The organism is Campylobacter sp. CH186 (genome assembly GCF_004378925.1).
GTDB lineage: Bacteria > Campylobacterota > Campylobacteria > Campylobacterales > Campylobacteraceae > Campylobacter_D > Campylobacter_D jejuni.
The window spans coordinates 145,379-165,915 of sequence record NZ_RYYB01000003.1 but is presented as its reverse complement, the minus strand read 5'-3'; the positions used below and the strand labels follow the sequence as shown (position 1 = coordinate 165,915).

The following is a 20,537-nucleotide window of genomic DNA, read 5'->3' as shown; positions in this document are numbered from 1 at the left end:
AGCAAGACAAGTTCTCCTAATTATGATATATCAAGTGAATTTAAAAACTCTATTTATACTCTAAAATATAAACAAGCAGATACAAGCAATATTGTATCTTTAGCTAATGGTTATATGGGAGAAGATTTTAACAAAGCCGCAGGACTTCCTGAAGATTTTAAGATACATAAATCTACTTTAGATGAGATATATAACTTTAATGAAGCACAATATCAAGACATAAAAGAACAGCTAGGAATTTCTCGCTATTTTACCAATATCGATATGGCTGATACCATAAAACAATACTATAATCAATTTAATCAAATTGTTAATCATACTTTTAATGATACCAATAAAACAAGTTTCACTGAAGCAGATATAAATTCTATGCCTAAGGGTTATATTTCTGTTGGCTATAAAGGTTTAGATTTTTCAGATCAATCCAATCCTTATAATGCATTAGGACTAGTTAATCATTCTAACACAAAAGTAACTAATGTTTTTAAAACAGATGATGAATTTCATGAAGCTCAAGCAATACAAATGGGAATGATGGGTATTGATTTTTATCCGCAAAAATTAAATATATCAACTCAAAGTTTATCACAAGGAGCTTTAATGGAAGGTGGATTTAATCCTGATATGTCAGTTTATCCACAAAATGAAGATGGAAGTTATTCTAAAGAAGCTTTTTTTATGAGCTTTTTAAAATCAGAAGGTGGTTATATGGTTGCAGGAAAAAATACAACTATTGCACCGCAAGCAATGAATTATAATCTTAATGTTGCCAAACAAAGTATTCCAAAATACTCTAATGTAGATTTCGATGACATTATGACAGGTAAAGTTGATTTTGCAAGTTTATTAAAAGGTTATGCACAAGATGGCTAGCTTGATGCAGATATATATGCAATGGATAAAGGAGTTGCTTGGCAAAATACAAGCATAGGTTATAGTGGAGCTTGGTTTGATAATCAGTTTAATCAAGCAAAAGCTAATGGCTGGAAAGCAAGTAGCCAAAGTATAGATTCTTATGTTAATTCTATAATGGATAGACTTAATAATCTTTTAGGGCAGACTAGGGTTTAAAGAAGTATTTGCACGAAGTCAAATTAAAAATGATGATATTTGCAAATACTTATGCGAATCACATAAAGCTAGGTGCATCGTTTGAAAAGAGTATCAAATCTCCGTTTTTTGTTTCTTTAGCTAGAGTTTGAACTAGCTGGCTTTTTTCTTTAAGTATAATGGTTTTTATTTTTAACTCTTTTTTGAAAATTTCAGCATTGATTTGTGCGCTAATGATAGCAAGATCAAAACACTCATTAATGATTTTAGCAAGTTTTATATTTTCTTCTTCGCTTACTTCCACTATACCAGGACTTACTAAAACTTTGCGTCCTTTATAGCTTTTACAAAGTTCATAGCTTGTGCTCATACCTTTAAAATTTCCATTAAAACCATCATCTATGATAAATTTAGGCTCTCTTGAAAGCACTTGCAAGCGATGTTCTACGGAGTTTATATTTAAAACTTGCTTTTGAATTTTTTCTAGTTTTATACCAAGATAATGAGCACAAAGTATACAAACACAAAGATTTTGCGCGCTAAAATCCCCTAAAATTTGACTTTTGAAATCATAGGATTTATTTTCTATATCGACTTTAAATTCTAAACCTTCAAGACTTGAATGAATAAGACTTAATTTATCATCATAAAGGCTGATGAGTTTATCTTCTTCTTTTTGGGTGCTAGAGTGTAAAAAAGCCTTTTTTAATCTTTTGGAATTTAAGGCTTCAAGTTTGGTTGAGCGGATATTTTCAACACTTTTAAAATACTCTAAATGTGCATTGCCTATCTCTCCTACTATGCTGATGTGAGGTTGTAAAAAACGAGTGATTTCATCAATATCGCCTTTAAGTCTAGCACCTGCTTCAGCTATGTAAATTTGAGTATCTTGGCTTAAATTGGTATTGATATCAGCAACTATACCTAGCAAGGTATTGACAGAGCGTGGTGTTTTGTAGCTTTTAAAGTCATCTTTTAAAAGTTCGTATAGAAAATTTTTAATACTTGTTTTTCCAAAACTTGCGGTAATGAGTATGATTTTTAAATTTTCATTGGCTCTTAGTTTGGCTTTGGCTTGTTTTTTATAATATAAATTTGTAAAAAACTCATAAATTTTAAGACTCAATAAAGCAAAAGGAAGGCTAAAAAGATTAAAAAGAAAAGAAAAACGCAAAGCAAGGATAGCAAAAATAGCATTATAAACAAAAACAAAAACAAAAAACCATTTAACCTTGCTTGTAAAAACAAGCTTTTTATCTATACCTTTGTTCCAAAAATACAAAATTGGAGTATGGATCAATGCAAAATATGCCAAAGAGTATAAAGGAAAAGCTAAGAATAAAAAATAAGGAATAAATAAAAAATACAAATGCCACAAAGGTTTATGATAATGAAAAAACACGCGTTTAAATTTATAAGAATACCATTGTAAAGCACTCATAAGATAAAAAGCTATACAAAAATTAAAAAATAAAGAATTAATAAAATAAAGAGTATTGATAAGCATTTAAATTTCCTTAATTTTTTGAGCTATGAAAGCAGAATGTTTTAAAAAGAAAAAATGATCTCCCTCTAAAGGATAAAAAGTGCTATTTTTTAAAAATTGATGCATTTTCTCGCCACAATATAAAGGCGTAGCTTCATCGCTTTTCCCCCAAAAAACCAAGCTTTTAGCCTTTTGCTTGGCAAAAATTTCACTAAAATCCTCATCAACAACCCTTTTAAAGGTTTCATACATTATAGGACTAAGATTTGCTCCATCTTTACTAGCAAAATAGCGATAAAATTTTCCAAAACCAAAGAGTTTTAAAATTTTAAAAATACGGATTTTAAAACGTACTTTTAGGGATTTTTTAGCCAAAATTCCTGCACTTGAAAGTAAGATTAGAGTGTCTTTTTCTTTTGCGAGTAGGGTGCTTACTTTTCCACCAAAAGAATGCCCCATGAAAAAACAGACATCGAGTTTTTTTTGCTTTAAAAAAAGTTCTGTGATATTGGCATAATCTTGAGTGTTTAAAATTTCTTCCACGCTTGAATTTCCAAAACCCGCCAAATCCATATAAATTTGACAAAAATCTTTCAAAAAAGGACAAAAACTTTGCTTCATAAGTTCTTTATTGGCTCCCCAGCCGTGCAAGATAAGTATTTGCGGTAAGGCAAGATCGCCTAAAATTTCATAAGAAATTTGATAAGTTTTGTTTTTATAAGAAAGTTGTGTTTGAGCCATTTTAAGCCTTTTGATTTTTGTAGATATTTTCTAAAAGTTGCATGGCGTTTTGTAAGCGTTCAAATTCTTTCATACTAAGCATTACAGCTTCAAATTTGTTATTTTTTAAAATAACTATTTTTCCACTTTCGCTTTTTTTGAGTTTTTCCATAATGGGGCTAAAATTTCTTACCACTTCGGTGGCAGTGTAAATTTCATCTTGTTTAAAAGAGAGCATTTTTCTTCCTAAAATACGCTAAATTTTATGTATAATTTAGCGTATTTTGACTTAAAAGCTTATAATTTTCCTTTTTGTCCGTTGATGGAGTGAAGGAAGTTGTAATTGATTTTTATCATTTTTTCAAGTGAAATTTGATCAGCTAAAGCGTTTAAAGTGGTATTAAAATCTTTAAAAAGATAATTAGCCAAAGAACCAGGATTTGGGTTGATTTCATTTAAATATACTTCATTATCCAGTATAAAAAAATCGCAGCGTATTAAAGCACCTTTAAACAAAGGATTGTAGATCTTTTTAAAACTGTCTTTGAGTTTTTCTTTTAATTCTTCGCTTAAATCCGCTTCTATAAGCTCATTGTGTCCTGAAAAGCTAAGATATTTTTGTTCAAAGTCTAAAAATTCTTTTTTCTTTGGCTCTTCTATGATGGAAAAAACAAACTCATCATTGATCATACATCCTGCAAGATTGTATTCTTTGATATTGTTTTTAAATTCTTCTACTACAAGATCATTATCAAATTCAAAACCTACATCTTTGGCGTATTCTAAATCTTTTTCATCTTTTACTATACTAATACCTATACTACTTCCAAGTCTTGCAGGTTTGATAATGCAAGGAAAACTAAGCTTTTCTTTAGAGTTTTGGTTTTTTCTTAGCATGGTATAATCAAGTGTTTTTACTCCAACGCTTTTGGCATAAAGTTTGGTAAGTTCTTTATTAAAAGATAATGCGCTAGCTTCAAGCCTAGGTCCTATAAATTTAATAGAATAAAACTCAAATAAAGCCGCAATTTTTCCATCTTCTCCATCTCTACCATGGATAAGATTGATCACGCATTCGCACTCTAGTTTATTTTCTTTTAAAAAGCCTTTGCTAAAAAAACCTCCTTGTTTGATGAAGAGTTCTTTTTCATTTTTATAAGCTTTGGCGCTAAAAGTTTTAGAATTCATTTTTTCGCTTGGAATGTGATAAAATCTTCTTTCTTCATCGCAAAAAACAAATTCTAAATTTTGATTGATAACTTTTTTAAGTACTACAGCACTTACTATACTGATCTCGTGTTCATAAGAATTTCCGCCAAAAAGTATTGCAAATTTCATTTTATTCCTTTATCCTAGTTTTTTAAGAGCTTCTTTGATGAGTTCGCTTGTGTTTGTTGCTTGAGCACTTGCTAAAACACTTATGATTTTTTCTTGTTTAAAGCCTAGAGTAAGAAGTGCGGCTAAGGCTTCGCTTTTATCATCGCTTACATTTTCAAGTTTGGTTTTTGTGTCAGAAAGTTCTACTATAATGCGTTTTGCACTTTTTGGACCTATACCAGGTACTTTTTTAAGCACGCTTTCATCGCCCAAACTTAACGCTTTGTAAAAAGAATTTACATCAAGACTAGAGCATACCGCCATAGCAGTATTTGCACCCACTCCATTGACTTTTAAAAGCATTTCAAACATTTTTTGTTCATCTTTATCCAAGAAGCCATAAAATTTATTAGAATCTTCTTTGATGATTTGAGTGATAAAAAACTCATGCTTTTCTTGAGTTTGAATTTTAGCAGAACAAAAAAGCGAAATAAATATCCCATAGCTTAAACCACTAGCACATTTAACAATGATAAAAGTAGGTTCTTTTTTTGTGACTATTCCTTCGATGCCGACAACCATGCTATATCCTTTTCTTCATAATCTAATTTTTTATGTATTTCTATACTTTCTTGGTTGTTTTGTATGACTTTTTTAATGCCTATAAATTTAGCACTTTCATTAACAAATGAAGAGTAAAAAATATCTTCTTTAGGCTCTAGAAGTGAAAATTTGATTTCATTCATATCAGTCCATTTGCCGCTTTTATTTATAAAAGTTGCTTCAAAAAGCATTTTTTGCAAATTGATTAATTCTAATTGTAAAGATTTTTTGCGTTCAAGAAGTTCTTTTTCTTCATTTTGTAGTTTATTTAATTCAAGATTTTGTAAAGAGAAATCTTTTAGGGCTTTTTCGTATTGTACAGGAACATTTTGACCTTGATTTTTAAGTTCTGTTATCTTTTTTTCAATGCTTAAAATTCCATTTTTGCTTGATAAAATGTATTGTCTTATTTTATTTATTTTATGATTTAACTTAGAAATTTGCTCTCCTAAAATCGCAAATTCTTCATCATAATTTTTATCAAGAGTTTTAATTTTAGCATGAAATTTATTGTTATCCCCGTTAATGCGTTCTATTGTGGTGTTTTCAAAAAACACACAAGAATTATTACTTTCTAAATTTTCTATATAGATTTTATCAGCTTGTATATTTCCACCTAAGCTTTTTTTAATTCTCACTTCTTTGGCTTTGATTGTTCCACCTTCGAGCAAATCTATATTTAAAATTTCGGCTTCTGCAAATCCTCTATGAGTTTTTATATAGGCTTGTTTGGCTTGAATTTTGGCTTTAGAGTGTGTAGTGCCTTCAATTTTCATTTTGGTGGCATTAAGTTGAGTGTTGCTTCCTACGCTTCCGACTACATTTAATTCTTCACATTCTATCCCAATACCAGAATTTACAGCATCTTTTACTTCTGAAAGAAATTTTATATTGATTTTGACATTTTTGTCTAGTCCAGCTCTTATAATCCCTATATTTTTAAAATCTACCCCATTAAAATCTAGTTCATTGGCAATATCAAATTTTTCACCATCTTGTACTACATAACCTTTTTTTAAAGCTATATATTCTGTGTATCCATCTTGCTCTACTTGTTTAAAAGCCGAAGAACAAGAAAATTTAACTTTATTTTCATTTGCGGCTAAAACTTTTAAGGTGTGTAAATTTAAGTCTTTTCCTTCTTTACCTTGTTTAAATTTGGCGTGTTTTAAAACAACTTCATTTTCATCAACAACAATAATACCTGAGCGTTTTTCATCGATAGTGTAGTTTTTGGTTTTTTCTTTATAAGTCAAGATCAGGGATTCATCTTGACTTTCTATAGGATCAATACCTTGTGCAACGGTAATTTGTATAGTTTTATTTAAAGGGGTGTTTTTATGTTGGTTGCAAAAAGACATTAAATTTTTCTTAAAATCAAAAATGCGGATACCTATTAAAAATTTAAGTTTCAACATCTTTTTATAAATATTTTGCAAAAGTTCTAGTGCTAGTTTTTCATGAAAGTCTAAATTTGTAAAATCAATTTGAGCAACTATTTTGGTTAAATTTTTATTTGCAACTAGTTTGACTGCTTGAGATGCTTTGCTTTGGTTTATACCATGGAAAATTTCTATTTTGTATTCTTGCTTGATTTGAAGATCATTTTTTAAAAAAATTTCATCTTTATCAAAAAGAGTTAATTCTTTTTCAGAGATTTTTTCCCATTCTAAATCTCCAAAACGATATTGTGTAGAAAATGCCAATAAACTAAAATCAAGCTCATTTAAGCTAAGGTTTGTTCGTGAAGCTACGCTTAAAAGCTCTCGAGCTGGATTTTCTGTATAGGCAATAATTTTTTCATCCAAAGCCAAAACTTTCCCCTTGTAAAAAATTAAGAATGTAATTATAGTCAATTTTTAATCAATTTTAGTTAAAATAGTTCTCTTTATATTTTGAAATTTATGAAAAAATTTAATGAAGAGTTTAGTATTTAAAAATTTTATTATCAATGCTTTAGGAATTTTATTTTCAAGAATTTTAGGGCTTGCTAGAGATGTTTTAATAGCGCTTTTTTTAGGAGCAGGGCTTTATAGTGATATTTTTTTTGTGGCTTTAAAAATGCCTGCTTTTTTTAGAAGAATTTTTGCAGAAGGGGCTTTTGGACAAAGTTTTTTGCCTAATTTTGTAAAAGCGAAAAAAAAGGGAGCTTTTTGCGTTAGTGTAATGATGCAATTTAGCCTTATAGTTTTTTTATTTTGTCTTTTGGTAAGTTTTTTTTCCTCTTTTTTTACTAAGCTTTTTGCTTTTGGGTTTAACGCAGATACTATAGCTTTAGCGGCTCCTTTGGTGGCGATTAATTTTTGGTATTTGTTTTTTATTTTTTTAGTTACTTTTTTAGGAGCTATTTTAAATTATAGACAAAAATTTTTCATTACCTCTTTTTCTGCGGCATTATTTAATTTAAGTATTGTTATAGCTGCCTTTTTTGTGGATAAAAATGCACCGCAAAATACACTTTATTATTTTTCTTATGCAACGGTTTTAAGTGGGGTGGCACAGCTTGTTTTACATTTGCTTGTTTTAAAAAACAATCCTGTAATCCGTGCTATGGCTTTAAGTGTAAAATTTAAAAAAGCCAAGGCGAAATTACAAGGTTTTTATGGCAATTTTTTTCATGGAGTTTTAGGTTCTTCTGCGACTCAATTTAGCTCATTGCTTGATACAACCATAGCTAGTTTTTTAATGAGCGGGAGTATTTCTTATCTTTATTATGCAAATCGTGTATTCCAACTCCCCCTTGCACTTTTTGCTATCGCTTTAACTCAAGTTTCTTTTCCAAAAATTTTAAAACATTTAAAAAGTGGTCAAGAAAATTTAGCTTTAAAATTTATGCAAAGAGCATTAGCGCTTTTAAGCATTTTGCTTATTGCTTCTAGTATTGTAGGTTCTGTGTTTGCTTTGGAAATTTCAAAGCTTTTATTTGAAAGGGGAAATTTTACCCATGAAGATAGTGTGATTACGGCTTATGTTTTGATTGCTTATCTTATAGGGCTTTTACCTTTTGGTTTGCAAAAGCTTTTTTCTTTGTGGCTTTATGCAAAATTTAAACAAAAAACAGCAGCTTGGATCGCGGTAAAATCTTTAATTATCAGTGCTTTATGTTCTATGGCTTTTATATTTTTGATTAAAGATGAAAGTTTAAAGGTTATTGCAGTAGCACTTTCAAGCTCTATTAGTGCTTTTTATTTGCTTGGAGCTAATATCAAAGAATTTGGTTTTAAGAAATTTTTTGTTTTAATATCTATTAAAATTTGCTTATTGGTTATAGTTGCTTTGATTGTTTTTACAATCTTACTTATTTTGATTAAACCTTATATTTTAAGTTTTTTTATAGGAATTTTTACAAGTTTTAAAGGAGTTTTTTAATGAGATTATTAGACAGTGTAACAAAAGAGAAAATAAAACTTGATAAAAAAGATATTAGTATTTACTTATGCGGACCTACGGTTTATGATGATGCACATTTAGGACATGCAAGAAGTAGTGTTTGTTTTGATCTTTTGCGTAGGGTTTTACTTGCTCAGGGCAATAGGGTAAAATTTGCTAGAAATTATACAGATATTGATGATAAGATTTTGAAAAAAATGGCTCAAAGTGGTCAAACTTTAGAGGAAATTACGGAATTTTATATCAAAAGTTATGAAGAGGATATGAGGGTTTTAAATGTATTAGATCCTGATTTTAAACCTCGTGCAACGCATTATATAACAGCTATGCTTGATTTGATTAAAAAGCTTGCTAAGGATGGGTTTGTTTATACTCTAGAAGATGGAATTTATTTTGATATAAGTAAAGATGAAAAATATTTAAGCCTATTAAATCGCAATTTAGAAGAAAATATCTCTCGTCTAAGTAATGAAGTGCAAAAAAGAAATGAAAGCGATTTTGCGCTTTGGAAATTTGATGAAAATTTTTACGAAAGTGAATTTGGCAAAGGGCGTCCAGGTTGGCATACTGAATGTGTTGCTATGATTGATTCTATTTTTGAAAATACTCTTGATATACATGCTGGAGGGATAGATTTGCTTTTTCCTCATCATGAAAATGAAGCTGCGCAATGTCGTTGTGGATGTAAGAGAAAATTAGCAAATATTTGGCTTCACAATGGTTTTGTAAAAATCGATGGCGAAAAAATGAGTAAAAGTTTAAATAATAGTTTTTTTATAAAAGATGCTTTAAAAGAATTTATGGGCGAGGCTTTAAGATTTTATCTTTTGAGTTCTCATTATAGATCTCATTTTAATTATTCTTTATCGGATTTAGAAAATGCTAAAAAACGTTTAGATAAATTTTATCGCCTTAAAAAAAGGTTGGATTTAGGTGAAATTTCTGATTTTGATGTTTTAAATGATATTGAAATAAAAAGCGAAATTACTAAGCAAATTTTAGAGATTTTAAATGATGATTTAAATATTTCTAAAGCCTTAGCTCTTTTGGATGATTTTATCAGTAGTGCAAATTTAGAGTTGGATAAAGAAAGCAAAAATAAAATTTTAAAACAAAATATCAAAGAAGCTTTAAGCGAGCTAGCTAAAATTTTTGGCTTTGGTTTTATGGATACAACTTTATATTTTCAATGGGGTGTAAGCAAAGAAGAACGAGAAGAGATTGAAAAGTTAATTTTAGAAAGAACTGAGGCTAAGAAAAACAAAGATTTTAACACAGCTGATGCAATAAGAGAGCAATTAAATAGTAAAAAAATCACTCTTTTAGATACTCCAAATGGAACAATTTGGGAGAAAATAAATGCATAATGAGATGAATTTAAAAGAGGTTTTAATACGCTTTAAGCCCTTTTATAAAAGATATTGGAAACAATTTGCTATAGCTATTTTCGGTATGATTTTAGCAAGCGGAGGAACTGCTGGAAGTTTTTATGCTTTAGAGCCTATTTTAAATTATATTTTCGTTGAAAAAAATGAAGCTTTACTTTATACAGTGCCTTTTTTGCTAGTATTGATGTATTTTTTTAAAAATCTTGGAACTTATTTACAAAGTTTTTATGTTTCCTTTATAGGAACAGATATGTTAAGAGTATTGCGTGCTAGGGTTTTGAAAAATGTTTTACGCTTGGATATGGATTTTTTTAAACGCTATAGAAGCGGAGAGCTTGTAAGTCGTTGTACTAATGATATTAATGCACTTCAAAGCATAGTATCAAACATTATTCCTGATTTTTTTAGAGAGCTTTTAACTGCTATAGGACTGCTTGCGATAGTCTTGTATCAAAGTCCTACTTTGGCTTTTTTTGCTTTAGTGATTTTGCCTTTAGCTATTTTTCCTTTGGTATGGTTTGCTAAAAAACTTAAAAAATATGCAAGAAATATACAAGAAACAAATTCGGATTTACTTTCTTATTTGGGTGAAATTTTTTCAAATATTGAATTGATCAAAGCTAATGATAATGAAAAAAAAGAAAGTGATAAATTTGCTAAGCATAATGATACTTTATGTAAATTAAACCTAAAATCCGCACGTATTGATGCACTTACAAGTCCTTTAATGGATATGATGGGCTCTGTTGGGGTTGCTGTGGTGATTATTGTAGGGGGTAGAGAGGTTATCAATGGTTCTATGAGTGTGGGAAGTTTTATCAGTTTTGTTTCGGCACTTTTTGCGATATATACTCCTTTAAAGCGTCTTTCGTCTTTATATGGAAAACTTCAAGGTGCTGTTGCGGCAAGTGAAAGAACTTTTTATTTATTGGATTTAGAACCTCAAATTAAAGGTGGAAGCAAAGAATTAAAAAACATTGAAAAAATTAGCTTTGAAAATGTTGAATTTGCTTATGAAAACCCGCATAAAAGTGTTTTAAAAGGCGTAAATTTTGATTTTGTTAAAGGGCAAATGCTTGCTCTTGTAGGGACAAGTGGGGGTGGTAAATCTTCTATTATTAATCTTTTGATGTATTTTTATGAAAAGCAAAAAGGTAAAATTTTACTCAATCAAGAAGATATTAGCACTTTTACCATAGAAAGCTTACATGCTAAAATAGGACTTGTAACGCAAAATATTTATCTTTTTAATGATAGTTTTGCTGCAAATATTGCTTATAGCGAAGAGTTAGAAGAAGAAAAAGTCATCCAAGCTTTAAAATTGGCCAATGCTTATGAATTTGTTAAAGAAATGGGCGGGATTTGGGCTGAAGTGAAAGAACATGGTAAGAACTTAAGTGGAGGGCAAAAACAAAGAATAGCAATCGCTAGAGCTTTATATAAAAATCCTGATGTGCTTATTTTTGATGAAGCAACTTCAGCTTTGGATAATGAAAGTGAAAAAGCAATAGTTAAAACTATAGAAAATTTAAAACAAGATAGATTGATTTTAGTGGTTGCACATCGTTTAAGCACTATAGAAAATGCGGATAAAATAGTAGTATTGGATAAGGGTAAGGTATTGGCAATAGGTAAAGATGAAGAGCTTTTGCAAGCTTGTTCTTTATATCAAAAATTTAAAAGCAAAGAAAAAACAAAGCCTAGCTTTAGTTAATTTTAGTTAGAATTTCAAAAAGGATTAAAAAATGGCTTATGAAATGATAAAACCTTTACTTTTTAAGTTAAACCCTGAGCATGCACATGCTTTGGTTGAATATAGCTTAAGGGCTTTAAGTGCTAGTTTTCCAGGAGCTTTAAGTTTTTTAGCACGCAAATATATAGTTGATGATGAGAGTTTAAGGCAAAATTTACTTGGACTTGATTTTAATAATCCTGTAGGTTTAGCAGGAGGCTTTGATAAAAATGCCACTATGATAAGACCTTTGAGTGCTTTAGGATTTGGCTTTTTAGAAGTGGGAACTTTTACTCCAAAACCTCAAGAAGGCAATGAAAAGCCACGCCTATTTAGACTTGTAAAACAAGAAAGTATACAAAATGCTATGGGTTTTAACAACGAAGGTGCTGAAAAGATTGCTTTAAGGCTTGCAAAAACTTATCCTTTTGTTTTGCCTTTAGGGGTAAATATAGGGAAAAATAAAATCACTCCAAATGACAAAGCCTTGGAGGATTATTTTACTTTGTTTAGAGATTTTAAGGATTTGTGTGATTATTTTATCGTTAATATCTCATCTCCTAATACTAAAAATTTAAGAGAGTTGCAAAATGATGATTTTTTAAATACCTTGTTTGAAGAAGCCAAAAAAATCACTTCTAAGCCTATTTTGATAAAAATTGCTCCTGATATGAAAATAGATGATGCTTTAAATTTATGTGAAAATGCCATTAAAAAAGGTGCAGATGGGTTTATATTGGCCAATACTAGTATTGATTATAGCTTGCTAGATAATAATCGTACCTTTGGTGGTATTAGTGGAAGACTGATTACGGAAAAAAGTGGTATTTTTTTCAAAGAAGTAGCTAAAATTCTTTTTGGCAAAACCTTGCTTATTGCAAGTGGAGGGATTGATAGTGCTGATATTGCTTATGAGCGTATTAAAAATGGGGCTAATTTAGTGCAAGTTTATACAGCTTTGATTTTTAAAGGTCCTTCTTTGGTAAACAATATCAATCAAAATCTTATAGAACTTTTAAGAAAAGATGGTTTTTTACACATTAGCGAAGCTGTTGGGGTAAATTTAAAATGATTGCTTATGAAAAAATTCAATTAAAAAACAAGCTTGAAATTTATGCTTTGCCTGTAAATAAAAATAGCGATGTGATTAGCGTTGATATTTTTTATAAAGTGGGTTCAAGAAATGAGATCATGGGAAAAAGTGGCATAGCTCATATGTTAGAACATTTAAATTTTAAAAGTACTAAAAATTTAAAAGCTGGCGAATTTGATGAGATTGTTAAAGGTTTTGGTGGTGTGGATAATGCAAGCACAGGTTTTGACTATACTCATTATTATATTAAATGTGCGAAGAAAAATTTAGATAAAGCTTTAGAGCTTTTTGCGGAACTTATGGCGAATTTAAATTTAAAAGATGAAGAATTTCAGCCTGAAAGAGCAGTGGTTTTAGAAGAGCGTAGATGGAGAACAGATAATAACCCTTTAGGATATCTTTATTTTAGACTTTTTAATCATGCATTTATGTATCATCCTTATCATTGGACTCCTATAGGTTTTTTTAAAGATATAGAAAATTGGAGTATTGAAGATATTAAAGAATTTCACAGTATTTACTATCAACCTAAAAATGCGATTTTACTTGTAAGTGGCGATATAGAAAGTAAAGAAGTTTTTGAGCTTTCAAAACAACATTTTGAAAAGATTAAAAATACTAAGACTATACCTAAAATTCACACAAAAGAGCCTAAGCAAGATGGAGTAAAAAGAATATATTTGCATAAAAACTCAGATACTGAACTATTAGCCCTTGCTTATAAAATTCCAAATTTCAAGCACAAAGATATACCTGCCTTAAATGCTTTATCCGAGCTTTTAGGAAGTGGGAAAAGTTCTTTAATGAGTGAAATTTTGATTGATAAATTAAATTTAATCAATGATTATTATGCTTATGTTAATGATTGTATAGATGAAAATTTATTTATTTTTATTTGTAATTGTAACCCCAATGTTAATGCAGAAAAAGTAGAAAAAGAGCTTTTAAAAATCATTGATAAACTTAAAATGGGTAAAATTTCTCAAAAAGATTTGCAAAGAGTGAAAAATAATGTCAAGAGTGATTTTATTTTCTCGCTTAACAATGCTAGTGCAGTGGCAAATATTTATGGTTCATATCTAGCAAGAGGAGATATCAATCCTTTGTTAAATTATGAGAAAGATATACAAAATTTGGAATTAAAAGATTTGATTTCTTGTGCTAAAAAATATTTTATTCAAGAAAATTCAACTATGGTAATTCTAAGAAAGGATTCAAATGGATAAAAATATTATCATTGGGGCGATGACTGCTCTTATTACACCGTTTAAAAATGGAAAAGTTGATGAGCAAAGTTATGCAAGATTGATTAAAAGACAAATAGAAAATGGCATCGATGCAGTAGTTCCAGTAGGAACAACAGGAGAAAGTGCAACTTTAACCCATGAAGAACATAGAACTTGCATAGAAATAGCCGTTGAAACTTGCAAAGGAACTAAGGTTAAGGTTTTAGCAGGTGCGGGAAGTAATGCAACTCATGAGGCAGTGGGTTTGGCTAAATTTGCTAAAGAACATGGTGCTGATGGGATTTTAAGTGTGGCACCGTATTATAATAAACCTACACAACAAGGACTTTATGAGCATTATAAGGCTATTGCGCAAAGTGTAGATATTCCTGTGCTTTTATATAATGTTCCAGGAAGAACAGGTTGTGAAATTTCAACAGATATTATTATCAAGCTTTTTAGAGATTGTGAAAATATTTATGGAGTAAAAGAAGCGAGTGGAAATATCGATAAGTGTGTGGATTTGCTTGCGCACGAACCTAGAATGATGCTTATTTCGGGAGAAGATGCGATCAATTATCCTATACTTTCAAATGGTGGAAAGGGAGTGATTTCAGTAACTTCAAATTTATTACCCGATATGATTAGCGCTTTAACTCATTTTGCTTTAGATGAAAATTATAAAGAAGCTAAAAAAATCAATGATGAGCTTTATAATATCAATAAAATTTTATTTTGCGAAAGTAATCCTATTCCTATTAAAACGGCTATGCATATAGCTGGATTGATAGAAAGTTTGGAGTTTAGACTTCCTCTTTGTTCTCCAAGTAAGGAAAATTTTGCTAAAATTGAAGAAGTGATGAAAAAATATAAGATCAAAGGATTTTAATGAATACAGAATTTCAAGGAAAAACTTTAGTAATCAGCGGTGGAACTCGTGGGATAGGTAAGGCTATAGTTTATGAATTTGCTAAAGTGGGTGCAAATATAGCTTTTACTTATAATTCTAATGCACAAATTGCTGACGAAATGGTGCAAGATTTGGAGAAAAATTATAAAATCAAAGCTAGAGCTTATGAATTTAATATTTTAGAACCTGAAACTTATAAAGAACTTTTTGAAAAAATTGATGCGGATTTTGATAGAGTGGATTATTTCATCTCAAATGCTATCATTTCAGGACGTGCGGTTGTAGGTGGTTATACTAAATTTATGAAATTAAAACCAAAAGGAATTAATAACATCTTTACAGCCACAGTTAATGCTTTTGTTGTGGGCGCACAAGAAGCAGCTAAAAGAATGGAAAAAGTAGGAGGTGGAAGCATTATTTCTATCTCATCTACAGGAAATTTAGTGTATATAGAAAATTATTCAGGTCATGGCACAGCAAAAGCTGCCGTAGAAGCTATGGCAAGATATGCGGCTACTGAACTTGGAGAAAAAAATATCCGTGTAAATGTCGTAAGTGGTGGGCCTATTGAAACTGATGCTTTAAGAGCTTTTACAAATTATGAAGAAGTAAAACAGGCTACTATAAATTTAAGCCCTTTAAATCGCATGGGGCAGCCTGAAGATTTGGCTGGAGCATGTCTTTTTCTTTGTTCAAGTAAGGCAAGTTGGGTAACAGGACATACTTTCATCGTTGATGGTGGTACAACTTTTAAATAAAAATTAAGAAAAATCAATGGATTTTTCTTAAAAATATTTTTCAATCAAGTTTTAATTTCCATCCTAAAAAAACACTTAATAATGCAAGTAAAAAAATAAAATTTAAAGTCCAATTGCCAAAACCTACAAAACCTATAGATAATACGCTGTAAAAAAATCCTCCCACAGCTGAATAAATACAAATCGTACTTAAAGATCCATTTTCTGCCATTTTTTTACATGGGCAGATTTTATAAAATTTTTTATCGTTAAATTGATTTTTCTTTTTATTTCCCAAAAATAAACCAAAAAGGGCAAAAAGATTTAAAAAAATAAAAGCATATAATAAAATTTGATCTAATTCCATTTTAATATACCTTAAAAGTATCTAAGCCAAGAGGGTAAATGGACTTGTTCTTCTTTTAAAGTAGTCTCTTGTCCATGTCCTGGTAAAAGTTTAAAATCTTCTTTGTAAGTCATAACTTTTTCTAAACTTTGTTTCATTAAATTTGCATCTGAATAAGGAAAATCCCATCTTCCTATGCTTCTATAAAATAAAAAATCTCCACTAAACATGATATTTTTACCTACAATTTCTATCATAGTGCAACCTGGTGTGTGTCCTGGTAAAAAGTGAAATTTAAAATCAACTCCGCAAATATTTAAAATATCTTCATTATCTACTAAAAAATCCGCATCGCTAGAATCATAGCCTTGATTGAAATCATCATGTAGCATAAAAGCATCATTTTTGTGAATATAAATGGGGATGTTGTATTCTTTTTTAACCTTGGCATTATCCCAAATATGATCATAATGCCCGTGAGTATTTAAAATCGCTAAAGGATTTTTTACATGTTGTTTGATAAATAAAAGTGCATCAGTTCCTGGATCAATGATAAATTCACCCTTTGGGGTAAATAAAATATAGCAATTAGTTTCATAAACTCCACAAGCTTGTTTGATAATTTGCATTTTTTACCTCTTTAACGAAAAATTTGCCTTAAATAAATATAATTATACATTAAATTTTTAAAAGGCAAGCTTTATGGATTGGCAAAAGATTACGGAAAAAATGTGTGATTTTATACAAGAAAAAGTGAAAAATTCTCAAAGTCAAGGTGTGGTTTTGGGGCTTAGTGGCGGGATTGATTCTGCTTTGGTAGCAACGCTTTGTAAAAGAGCTTTAAAAGAGAATGTTTTTGCTCTTTTAATGCCAACTCAAATTTCAAATAAAGCCAATCTTGAAGATGCTTTAAGGCTTTGTGCGGATTTAAATCTTGAATATAAAATCATAGAGATTCAAAGCATTTTAGATGCTTTTATAAAGCAAAGTGAAAATACTACTCTAGTATCGTTAGGAAATTTTGCAGCTCGTATTAGAATGAGTTTGCTTTATGATTATTCTGCTTTGAAAAATTCTTTAGTCATAGGCACTTCTAATAAAAGCGAATTACTTTTGGGTTATGGTACGATTTATGGGGATTTAGCTTGTGCTTTTAATCCTATAGGATCGCTTTATAAAAGTGAAATTTATGCCTTAGCAAAATACCTTAACTTGCATGAAAATTTTATTAAAAAAGCTCCAAGTGCGGATCTTTGGGAAAATCAAAGCGATGAGGGGGATTTAGGTTTTTCTTATGCAAAAATCGATGAAGGCTTAAAAGCCTTAGAAGCTAATGATGAAAAACTTTTAAGAACGCTTGATCCTTCTTTGATTGCTATATTAAAAAATCGCATGCAAAAAAATGCTTTTAAGGGAAAAATGCCTGAAATTTTGGAAATTTAAACAATGAGTGAAGAAAAAAATTATGAACTTTGGCTTGATAATTATTTTTTTAAGCCTAATTTTTGGCAAAAATGCCTTGCTTTTATACTTTTTCCCTTAAGTGTGTTTTATGCTTTTTTTGCGATTTTAAATACTTTTTTTCGTAAAAAAATAGTTTTTAAAAAACCTGTTATTAGCGTTGGTAATTTAAGTTTTGGGGGTAATGGAAAAACCCCGCTTTGCAAAGCTATAGCAAGGGAATTTGATGGCGTTTTTATAGTACTTAGAGGCTATAAAAGAAAGTCTAAAGGTTTGTTTGTTGTTAAAAATCAAAATGAAATTTTATGCACCTTAACACAAAGTGGCGATGAAGCTATGGAGTATGCTTTTGAAGAAAATATCAAAGGTGTGATTGTGAGCGAAGATAGAGTAAAAGGTATTGAAAAAGCTTTTGAATTGGGAGCTAAAATCGTTGTACTTGATGATGCTTTTTCTAAATTTCATATTAAAAAATTTGATATTTTACTTGAAAGTAAAATCAAACCTTATTTTAATTTTACTTTACCAAGTGGAGCTTATCGTTTGCCAAAATTTTATGAAAAAAGGGCTGATTTTATTGCATTAGAAGGTAGAGATTTTGTGCGTTATTCTTTTGTAAAAGAAAATCCAAAGGCTGTTTTGGTAACTGCTATTGCTAAACCTTTTAGATTGTATGAGCATTTTATTAAAGCAAGGGCTTGTTATTTTTTTAAAGATCATTATGAGTTTAAAAAAGAAGAATTAGAAAATTTGCTAAAAAAACATAATTGCGATACACTAATGCTTACTTTTAAGGATTTTGTTAAAGTTAAAGATTTTGGTTTTAAATGTCAAATTATAGAATTAAATATAGAATTAAAAGATTCATTAAGAGAAAAAATAAAAACTTATATCAAGGAGTTTGAACAGTGAAATTGGTCGAGAGTAGAAATGTAAATAATGTATCAAGCTTTAAGGAAGCTTTGATTAACCCAAACGCTCCAGAAGGAGGACTTTATTCGCCTTTAAATTTACCTATTTTTGAAGGAGAAAAATATGCCAATTTATCTTATAAAGATTTTGCTTTAAAGCTTATAGAAAGTTTTGGTTTTGGCGAAGAAGAGCTTTTTAAAAAGGCTTTGAAAAGTTATGAAAGCTTTGATGATAAAAATACACCTATTTCTTTGCAAAAAATCTCTGAAAAAACCTATATTAACGAGCTTTGGCATGGGCCTACAAGAGCTTTTAAAGATATGGCTTTACAGCCTTTTGGCGTACTTTTAAGCGAATTTTCAAAGGATAAGAATATTTTAATTATCTGTGCTACAAGTGGCGATACAGGGCCTGCAACTTTAAAAAGTTTTGAAAATGCAAAAAATGTTAAAGTAGCTTGTATGTATCCAAAAGGTGGCACAAGTGGAGTTCAAGAGTTGCAAATGCAAGCTTTAGATAAGGATAATTTGAAAGTTTTTGCCATAGATGAGGATTTTGACGCAGCGCAACGCACTTTAAAAGAATTGCTTTTTTCAAAAGATTTTCAAAACGAAATTAAAGCTTTAAATTATGAGCTTTGTGCAGCTAATTCTGTAAATTTTGGGCGTATTTTATTTCAGATTATTTATCATTATTATGCGAGTTTAAAACTTTTTAATGAGTTTTTAGAAGAAGTACAAATCATCGTTCCAAGTGGAAATTTTGGCAATGCTTTAGGGGCTTTTTATGCTAAAAAAATGGGAGCTAAAATTTCAAAAATCAAAATCGCTTCAAATGCGAATAATATTTTGAGTGAATTTTTTAATCAGGGCGTTTATGATTTGCGTGAAAAAAGTCTTAAGAAGACTATTTCTCCAGCTATGGATATACTTATTTCATCTAATATCGAAAGACTTTTGTTTGCGAAATTTAAAGATAAAAGAACTAAAGAACTGATGAATTTGTTAAAAAATGAGAGATATTTTAAACTTGAAAAAGAAGAATTACAAAGTTTGCAAGAAGATTTTGAGGCGGATTTTTGCACCGATGAAGAATGTATGCAATTTATCAAACAAAGCAAGATTTTAATCGATCCGCATACCGCAACTTGTTTTAAAATGCTTGATCCTTTAAAACCTAGCATTATCACTTCTACAGCAGAATGGACAAAATTTACTCCAAGTATGATAAAAGCTTTATATGATAGGGATTCTAAGAATGAAAAAGAAGATTTAAAATTTATAGCTAAAGAGTTTAATGTCCAAGTTAAAGATGAAATTTTGGCTTTATTTGATTTGAAAAATAGCGATGAAAAGGTATTTGAAGCCAGAAATATAAAAAAAGAAATTTTAGATTGGATGCAAAAATGATTATTATCCCTGCAAGATTAAAATCAAGTCGTTTTCATGAGAAAATTTTATGTGATATAGGTGGAGTGCCTATGTTTGTGGCTACTGCAAGAAGGGTAAGTAATGTAGATGAAGTTTGTATAGCTTTAGACGATGAAAAGGTTTTAAGTATCGCTAAAGAATATGGTCTAAATGCGGTTTTAACAAGCAAAGATCATGAAAGTGGTGCGGATAGGATTAATGAAGCTTGTAAGAAACTAGCTTTAAAAGATGATGAGATTATTATCAATGTCCAAGCTGATGAGCCTTTTATAGAATGTGAAAATTTATTAAAATTTAAAGAATTTGCAAGTTCTTGCTTGGATAAAAAAGCTTTTATGGCGAGTTGTTATAAAAAAATTACTCAAGAAGAAGCTATGGATCCTAATCTGGTTAAAGTGCTTTGTGATAAAGAAGGGTATGCTTTGTATTTTTCAAGAGCTAAAATCCCTTATGAAAGAGAAAATTACGAGGAAAGTTTTAAAGGGCATTTAGGCATTTATGCTTATAGTGTCAAAGCTTTAAGGGAATTTTGTTCTTTATCAAGTTCTGCACTTGAAAGAGCGGAAAAATTAGAGCAATTAAGAGCTATAGAAAATGGTAAAAAAATCAAAATGCTTGAAATTTCAACAACAAGCATGGGGATTGATACTAAAGAAGACTATGAAAGGGCTTTAAAAATTTATTTAGAAAAATAACTCCACCCCAAAACGGAACAGATTTTGCTTATATTATTTTA

The 20,537-nt window shown here is 29.9% G+C and carries 19 protein-coding genes and 1 pseudogene; 12 read left to right on the top strand and 8 right to left on the bottom strand.

Annotation, left to right across the window (positions count from 1 at the left end; genetic code table 11):
• Window positions 1-1,071, top strand: a pseudogene (locus tag ELQ09_RS04650) (hypothetical protein); the annotation flags it as partial.
• Window positions 1,072-1,129: 58 nt separating this feature from the next.
• Here the strand turns inward: ELQ09_RS04650 and murF are convergent.
• From murF to ELQ09_RS04620, 6 genes are read right to left on the bottom strand one after another with little or no spacing between them, the layout of a single operon-like run.
• Window positions 1,130-2,557 (bottom strand): UDP-N-acetylmuramoyl-tripeptide--D-alanyl-D-alanine ligase, encoded by a 1,428-nt coding sequence (murF, locus tag ELQ09_RS04645; protein WP_134263810.1) that lies wholly within the window; start codon window positions 2,555-2,557, stop codon window positions 1,130-1,132.
• Window positions 2,558-3,277, bottom strand: a complete 720-nt coding sequence (locus tag ELQ09_RS04640; protein ID WP_070316484.1) for an alpha/beta hydrolase — start codon at window positions 3,275-3,277, stop codon at window positions 2,558-2,560.
• A gap of 1 nt (window position 3,278) precedes the next feature.
• Entirely contained in the window at window positions 3,279-3,494 is a 216-nt protein-coding gene (locus ELQ09_RS04635) for a type II toxin-antitoxin system Phd/YefM family antitoxin (protein WP_002852622.1), read from the bottom strand.
• 59 nt (window positions 3,495-3,553) lie between these two features.
• The gene (locus ELQ09_RS04630; protein ID WP_134263809.1) at window positions 3,554-4,594 is read right to left on the bottom strand and encodes a D-alanine--D-alanine ligase; all 1,041 of its coding nucleotides are present in this window, start codon (window positions 4,592-4,594) and stop codon (window positions 3,554-3,556) included.
• 9 nt (window positions 4,595-4,603) lie between these two features.
• Window positions 4,604-5,155 carry a Holliday junction branch migration protein RuvA gene (gene ruvA / locus ELQ09_RS04625; protein WP_070316482.1) on the bottom strand — a complete coding sequence of 184 codons (552 nt, stop codon included), beginning with the start codon at window positions 5,153-5,155 and terminating at the stop codon, window positions 4,604-4,606.
• Window positions 5,131-6,990 (bottom strand): flagellar assembly protein A, encoded by a 1,860-nt coding sequence (locus ELQ09_RS04620; protein WP_052782904.1) that lies wholly within the window; start codon window positions 6,988-6,990, stop codon window positions 5,131-5,133. The genes ruvA and ELQ09_RS04620 overlap by 25 nt, the downstream gene beginning before the upstream one ends.
• Window positions 6,991-7,093: 103 nt before the next feature.
• On the opposite strand from ELQ09_RS04620, the gene murJ reads away from it, so the two are divergent.
• Genes murJ through ELQ09_RS04585 form a run of 7 tightly spaced genes read left to right on the top strand, consistent with a single transcriptional unit; the run spans window position 7,094 to window position 15,673 of the window.
• Window positions 7,094-8,545: a murein biosynthesis integral membrane protein MurJ gene (murJ, locus tag ELQ09_RS04615; protein WP_134263808.1), complete on the top strand. Its 1,452-nt coding sequence runs from the start codon at window positions 7,094-7,096 to the stop codon at window positions 8,543-8,545.
• A complete protein-coding gene (gene cysS / locus ELQ09_RS04610) occupies window positions 8,545-9,933 on the top strand; it encodes a cysteine--tRNA ligase (protein ID WP_134263807.1) in 1,389 nt (462 codons plus the stop codon). The genes murJ and cysS overlap by 1 nt, the downstream gene beginning before the upstream one ends.
• Window positions 9,926-11,668, top strand: a complete 1,743-nt coding sequence (locus ELQ09_RS04605; protein ID WP_134263806.1) for an ABC transporter ATP-binding protein — start codon at window positions 9,926-9,928, stop codon at window positions 11,666-11,668. Before cysS ends, ELQ09_RS04605 begins: the two co-directional genes overlap by 8 nt.
• A 31-nt stretch (window positions 11,669-11,699) precedes the next feature.
• Window positions 11,700-12,758, top strand: coding sequence for a quinone-dependent dihydroorotate dehydrogenase (locus ELQ09_RS04600; RefSeq protein WP_134263805.1), 1,059 nt, complete (start codon window positions 11,700-11,702; stop codon window positions 12,756-12,758).
• On the top strand, window positions 12,755-14,005 hold the full coding sequence (locus ELQ09_RS04595) for a pitrilysin family protein (protein WP_134263804.1): 1,251 nt from the start codon (window positions 12,755-12,757) through the stop codon (window positions 14,003-14,005). The genes ELQ09_RS04600 and ELQ09_RS04595 overlap by 4 nt, the downstream gene beginning before the upstream one ends.
• The gene (dapA, locus tag ELQ09_RS04590) at window positions 13,998-14,894 is read left to right on the top strand and encodes a 4-hydroxy-tetrahydrodipicolinate synthase (RefSeq protein WP_134240066.1); all 897 of its coding nucleotides are present in this window, start codon (window positions 13,998-14,000) and stop codon (window positions 14,892-14,894) included. Before ELQ09_RS04595 ends, dapA begins: the two co-directional genes overlap by 8 nt.
• Complete coding sequence (locus tag ELQ09_RS04585; RefSeq protein ID WP_002938094.1) at window positions 14,894-15,673, top strand: enoyl-ACP reductase; 780 nt, start codon at window positions 14,894-14,896, stop codon at window positions 15,671-15,673. The genes dapA and ELQ09_RS04585 overlap by 1 nt, the downstream gene beginning before the upstream one ends.
• A gap of 40 nt (window positions 15,674-15,713) precedes the next feature.
• Here ELQ09_RS04585 and ELQ09_RS04580 read toward each other — a convergent pair whose 3' ends face one another.
• Both ELQ09_RS04580 and ELQ09_RS04575 read right to left on the bottom strand, forming a co-directional pair.
• Complete coding sequence (locus tag ELQ09_RS04580) at window positions 15,714-16,019, bottom strand: hypothetical protein (protein WP_002852583.1); 306 nt, start codon at window positions 16,017-16,019, stop codon at window positions 15,714-15,716.
• A gap of 11 nt (window positions 16,020-16,030) precedes the next feature.
• Entirely contained in the window at window positions 16,031-16,627 is a 597-nt protein-coding gene (locus ELQ09_RS04575; RefSeq protein ID WP_070301009.1) for an MBL fold metallo-hydrolase, read from the bottom strand.
• A 73-nt stretch (window positions 16,628-16,700) separates the two neighbouring features.
• Between ELQ09_RS04575 and ELQ09_RS04570 the strand changes: the two genes are divergently transcribed.
• From ELQ09_RS04570 to kdsB, 4 genes are read left to right on the top strand one after another with little or no spacing between them, the layout of a single operon-like run.
• Window positions 16,701-17,441: an NAD+ synthase gene (locus ELQ09_RS04570; RefSeq protein ID WP_134263803.1), complete on the top strand. Its 741-nt coding sequence runs from the start codon at window positions 16,701-16,703 to the stop codon at window positions 17,439-17,441.
• Window positions 17,442-17,444: 3 nt separating this feature from the next.
• Window positions 17,445-18,371, top strand: coding sequence for a tetraacyldisaccharide 4'-kinase (locus ELQ09_RS04565; RefSeq protein ID WP_002933583.1), 927 nt, complete (start codon window positions 17,445-17,447; stop codon window positions 18,369-18,371).
• The gene (thrC, locus tag ELQ09_RS04560; RefSeq protein ID WP_002933584.1) at window positions 18,368-19,780 is read left to right on the top strand and encodes a threonine synthase; all 1,413 of its coding nucleotides are present in this window, start codon (window positions 18,368-18,370) and stop codon (window positions 19,778-19,780) included. The genes ELQ09_RS04565 and thrC overlap by 4 nt, the downstream gene beginning before the upstream one ends.
• Window positions 19,777-20,496, top strand: coding sequence for a 3-deoxy-manno-octulosonate cytidylyltransferase (gene kdsB, locus ELQ09_RS04555; RefSeq protein WP_134263811.1), 720 nt, complete (start codon window positions 19,777-19,779; stop codon window positions 20,494-20,496). Before thrC ends, kdsB begins: the two co-directional genes overlap by 4 nt.
• Window positions 20,497-20,537: the final 41 nt, after the last annotated feature.

Excerpts from the sequence above, each read along its gene's own strand:
- murF (WP_134263810.1), bottom strand. The coding sequence starts at position 2,557 with ATGCTTATCAATACTCTTTATTTTATTAATTCTTTATTTTTTAATTTT.
- ELQ09_RS04640 (WP_070316484.1), bottom strand. The coding sequence starts at position 3,277 with ATGGCTCAAACACAACTTTCTTATAAAAACAAAACTTATCAAATTTCT.
- ELQ09_RS04635 (WP_002852622.1), bottom strand. The coding sequence starts at position 3,494 with ATGCTCTCTTTTAAACAAGATGAAATTTACACTGCCACCGAAGTGGTA.
- ELQ09_RS04630 (WP_134263809.1), bottom strand. The coding sequence starts at position 4,594 with ATGAAATTTGCAATACTTTTTGGCGGAAATTCTTATGAACACGAGATC.
- ruvA (WP_070316482.1), bottom strand. The coding sequence starts at position 5,155 with ATGGTTGTCGGCATCGAAGGAATAGTCACAAAAAAAGAACCTACTTTT.
- murJ (WP_134263808.1), top strand. The coding sequence starts at position 7,094 with ATGAAGAGTTTAGTATTTAAAAATTTTATTATCAATGCTTTAGGAATT.
- cysS (WP_134263807.1), top strand. The coding sequence starts at position 8,545 with ATGAGATTATTAGACAGTGTAACAAAAGAGAAAATAAAACTTGATAAA.
- ELQ09_RS04605 (WP_134263806.1), top strand. The coding sequence starts at position 9,926 with ATGCATAATGAGATGAATTTAAAAGAGGTTTTAATACGCTTTAAGCCC.
- ELQ09_RS04600 (WP_134263805.1), top strand. The coding sequence starts at position 11,700 with ATGGCTTATGAAATGATAAAACCTTTACTTTTTAAGTTAAACCCTGAG.
- ELQ09_RS04595 (WP_134263804.1), top strand. The coding sequence starts at position 12,755 with ATGATTGCTTATGAAAAAATTCAATTAAAAAACAAGCTTGAAATTTAT.
- dapA (WP_134240066.1), top strand. The coding sequence starts at position 13,998 with ATGGATAAAAATATTATCATTGGGGCGATGACTGCTCTTATTACACCG.
- ELQ09_RS04585 (WP_002938094.1), top strand. The coding sequence starts at position 14,894 with ATGAATACAGAATTTCAAGGAAAAACTTTAGTAATCAGCGGTGGAACT.
- ELQ09_RS04580 (WP_002852583.1), bottom strand. The coding sequence starts at position 16,019 with ATGGAATTAGATCAAATTTTATTATATGCTTTTATTTTTTTAAATCTT.
- ELQ09_RS04575 (WP_070301009.1), bottom strand. The coding sequence starts at position 16,627 with ATGCAAATTATCAAACAAGCTTGTGGAGTTTATGAAACTAATTGCTAT.
- ELQ09_RS04570 (WP_134263803.1), top strand. The coding sequence starts at position 16,701 with ATGGATTGGCAAAAGATTACGGAAAAAATGTGTGATTTTATACAAGAA.
- ELQ09_RS04565 (WP_002933583.1), top strand. The coding sequence starts at position 17,445 with ATGAGTGAAGAAAAAAATTATGAACTTTGGCTTGATAATTATTTTTTT.
- kdsB (WP_134263811.1), top strand. The coding sequence starts at position 19,777 with ATGATTATTATCCCTGCAAGATTAAAATCAAGTCGTTTTCATGAGAAA.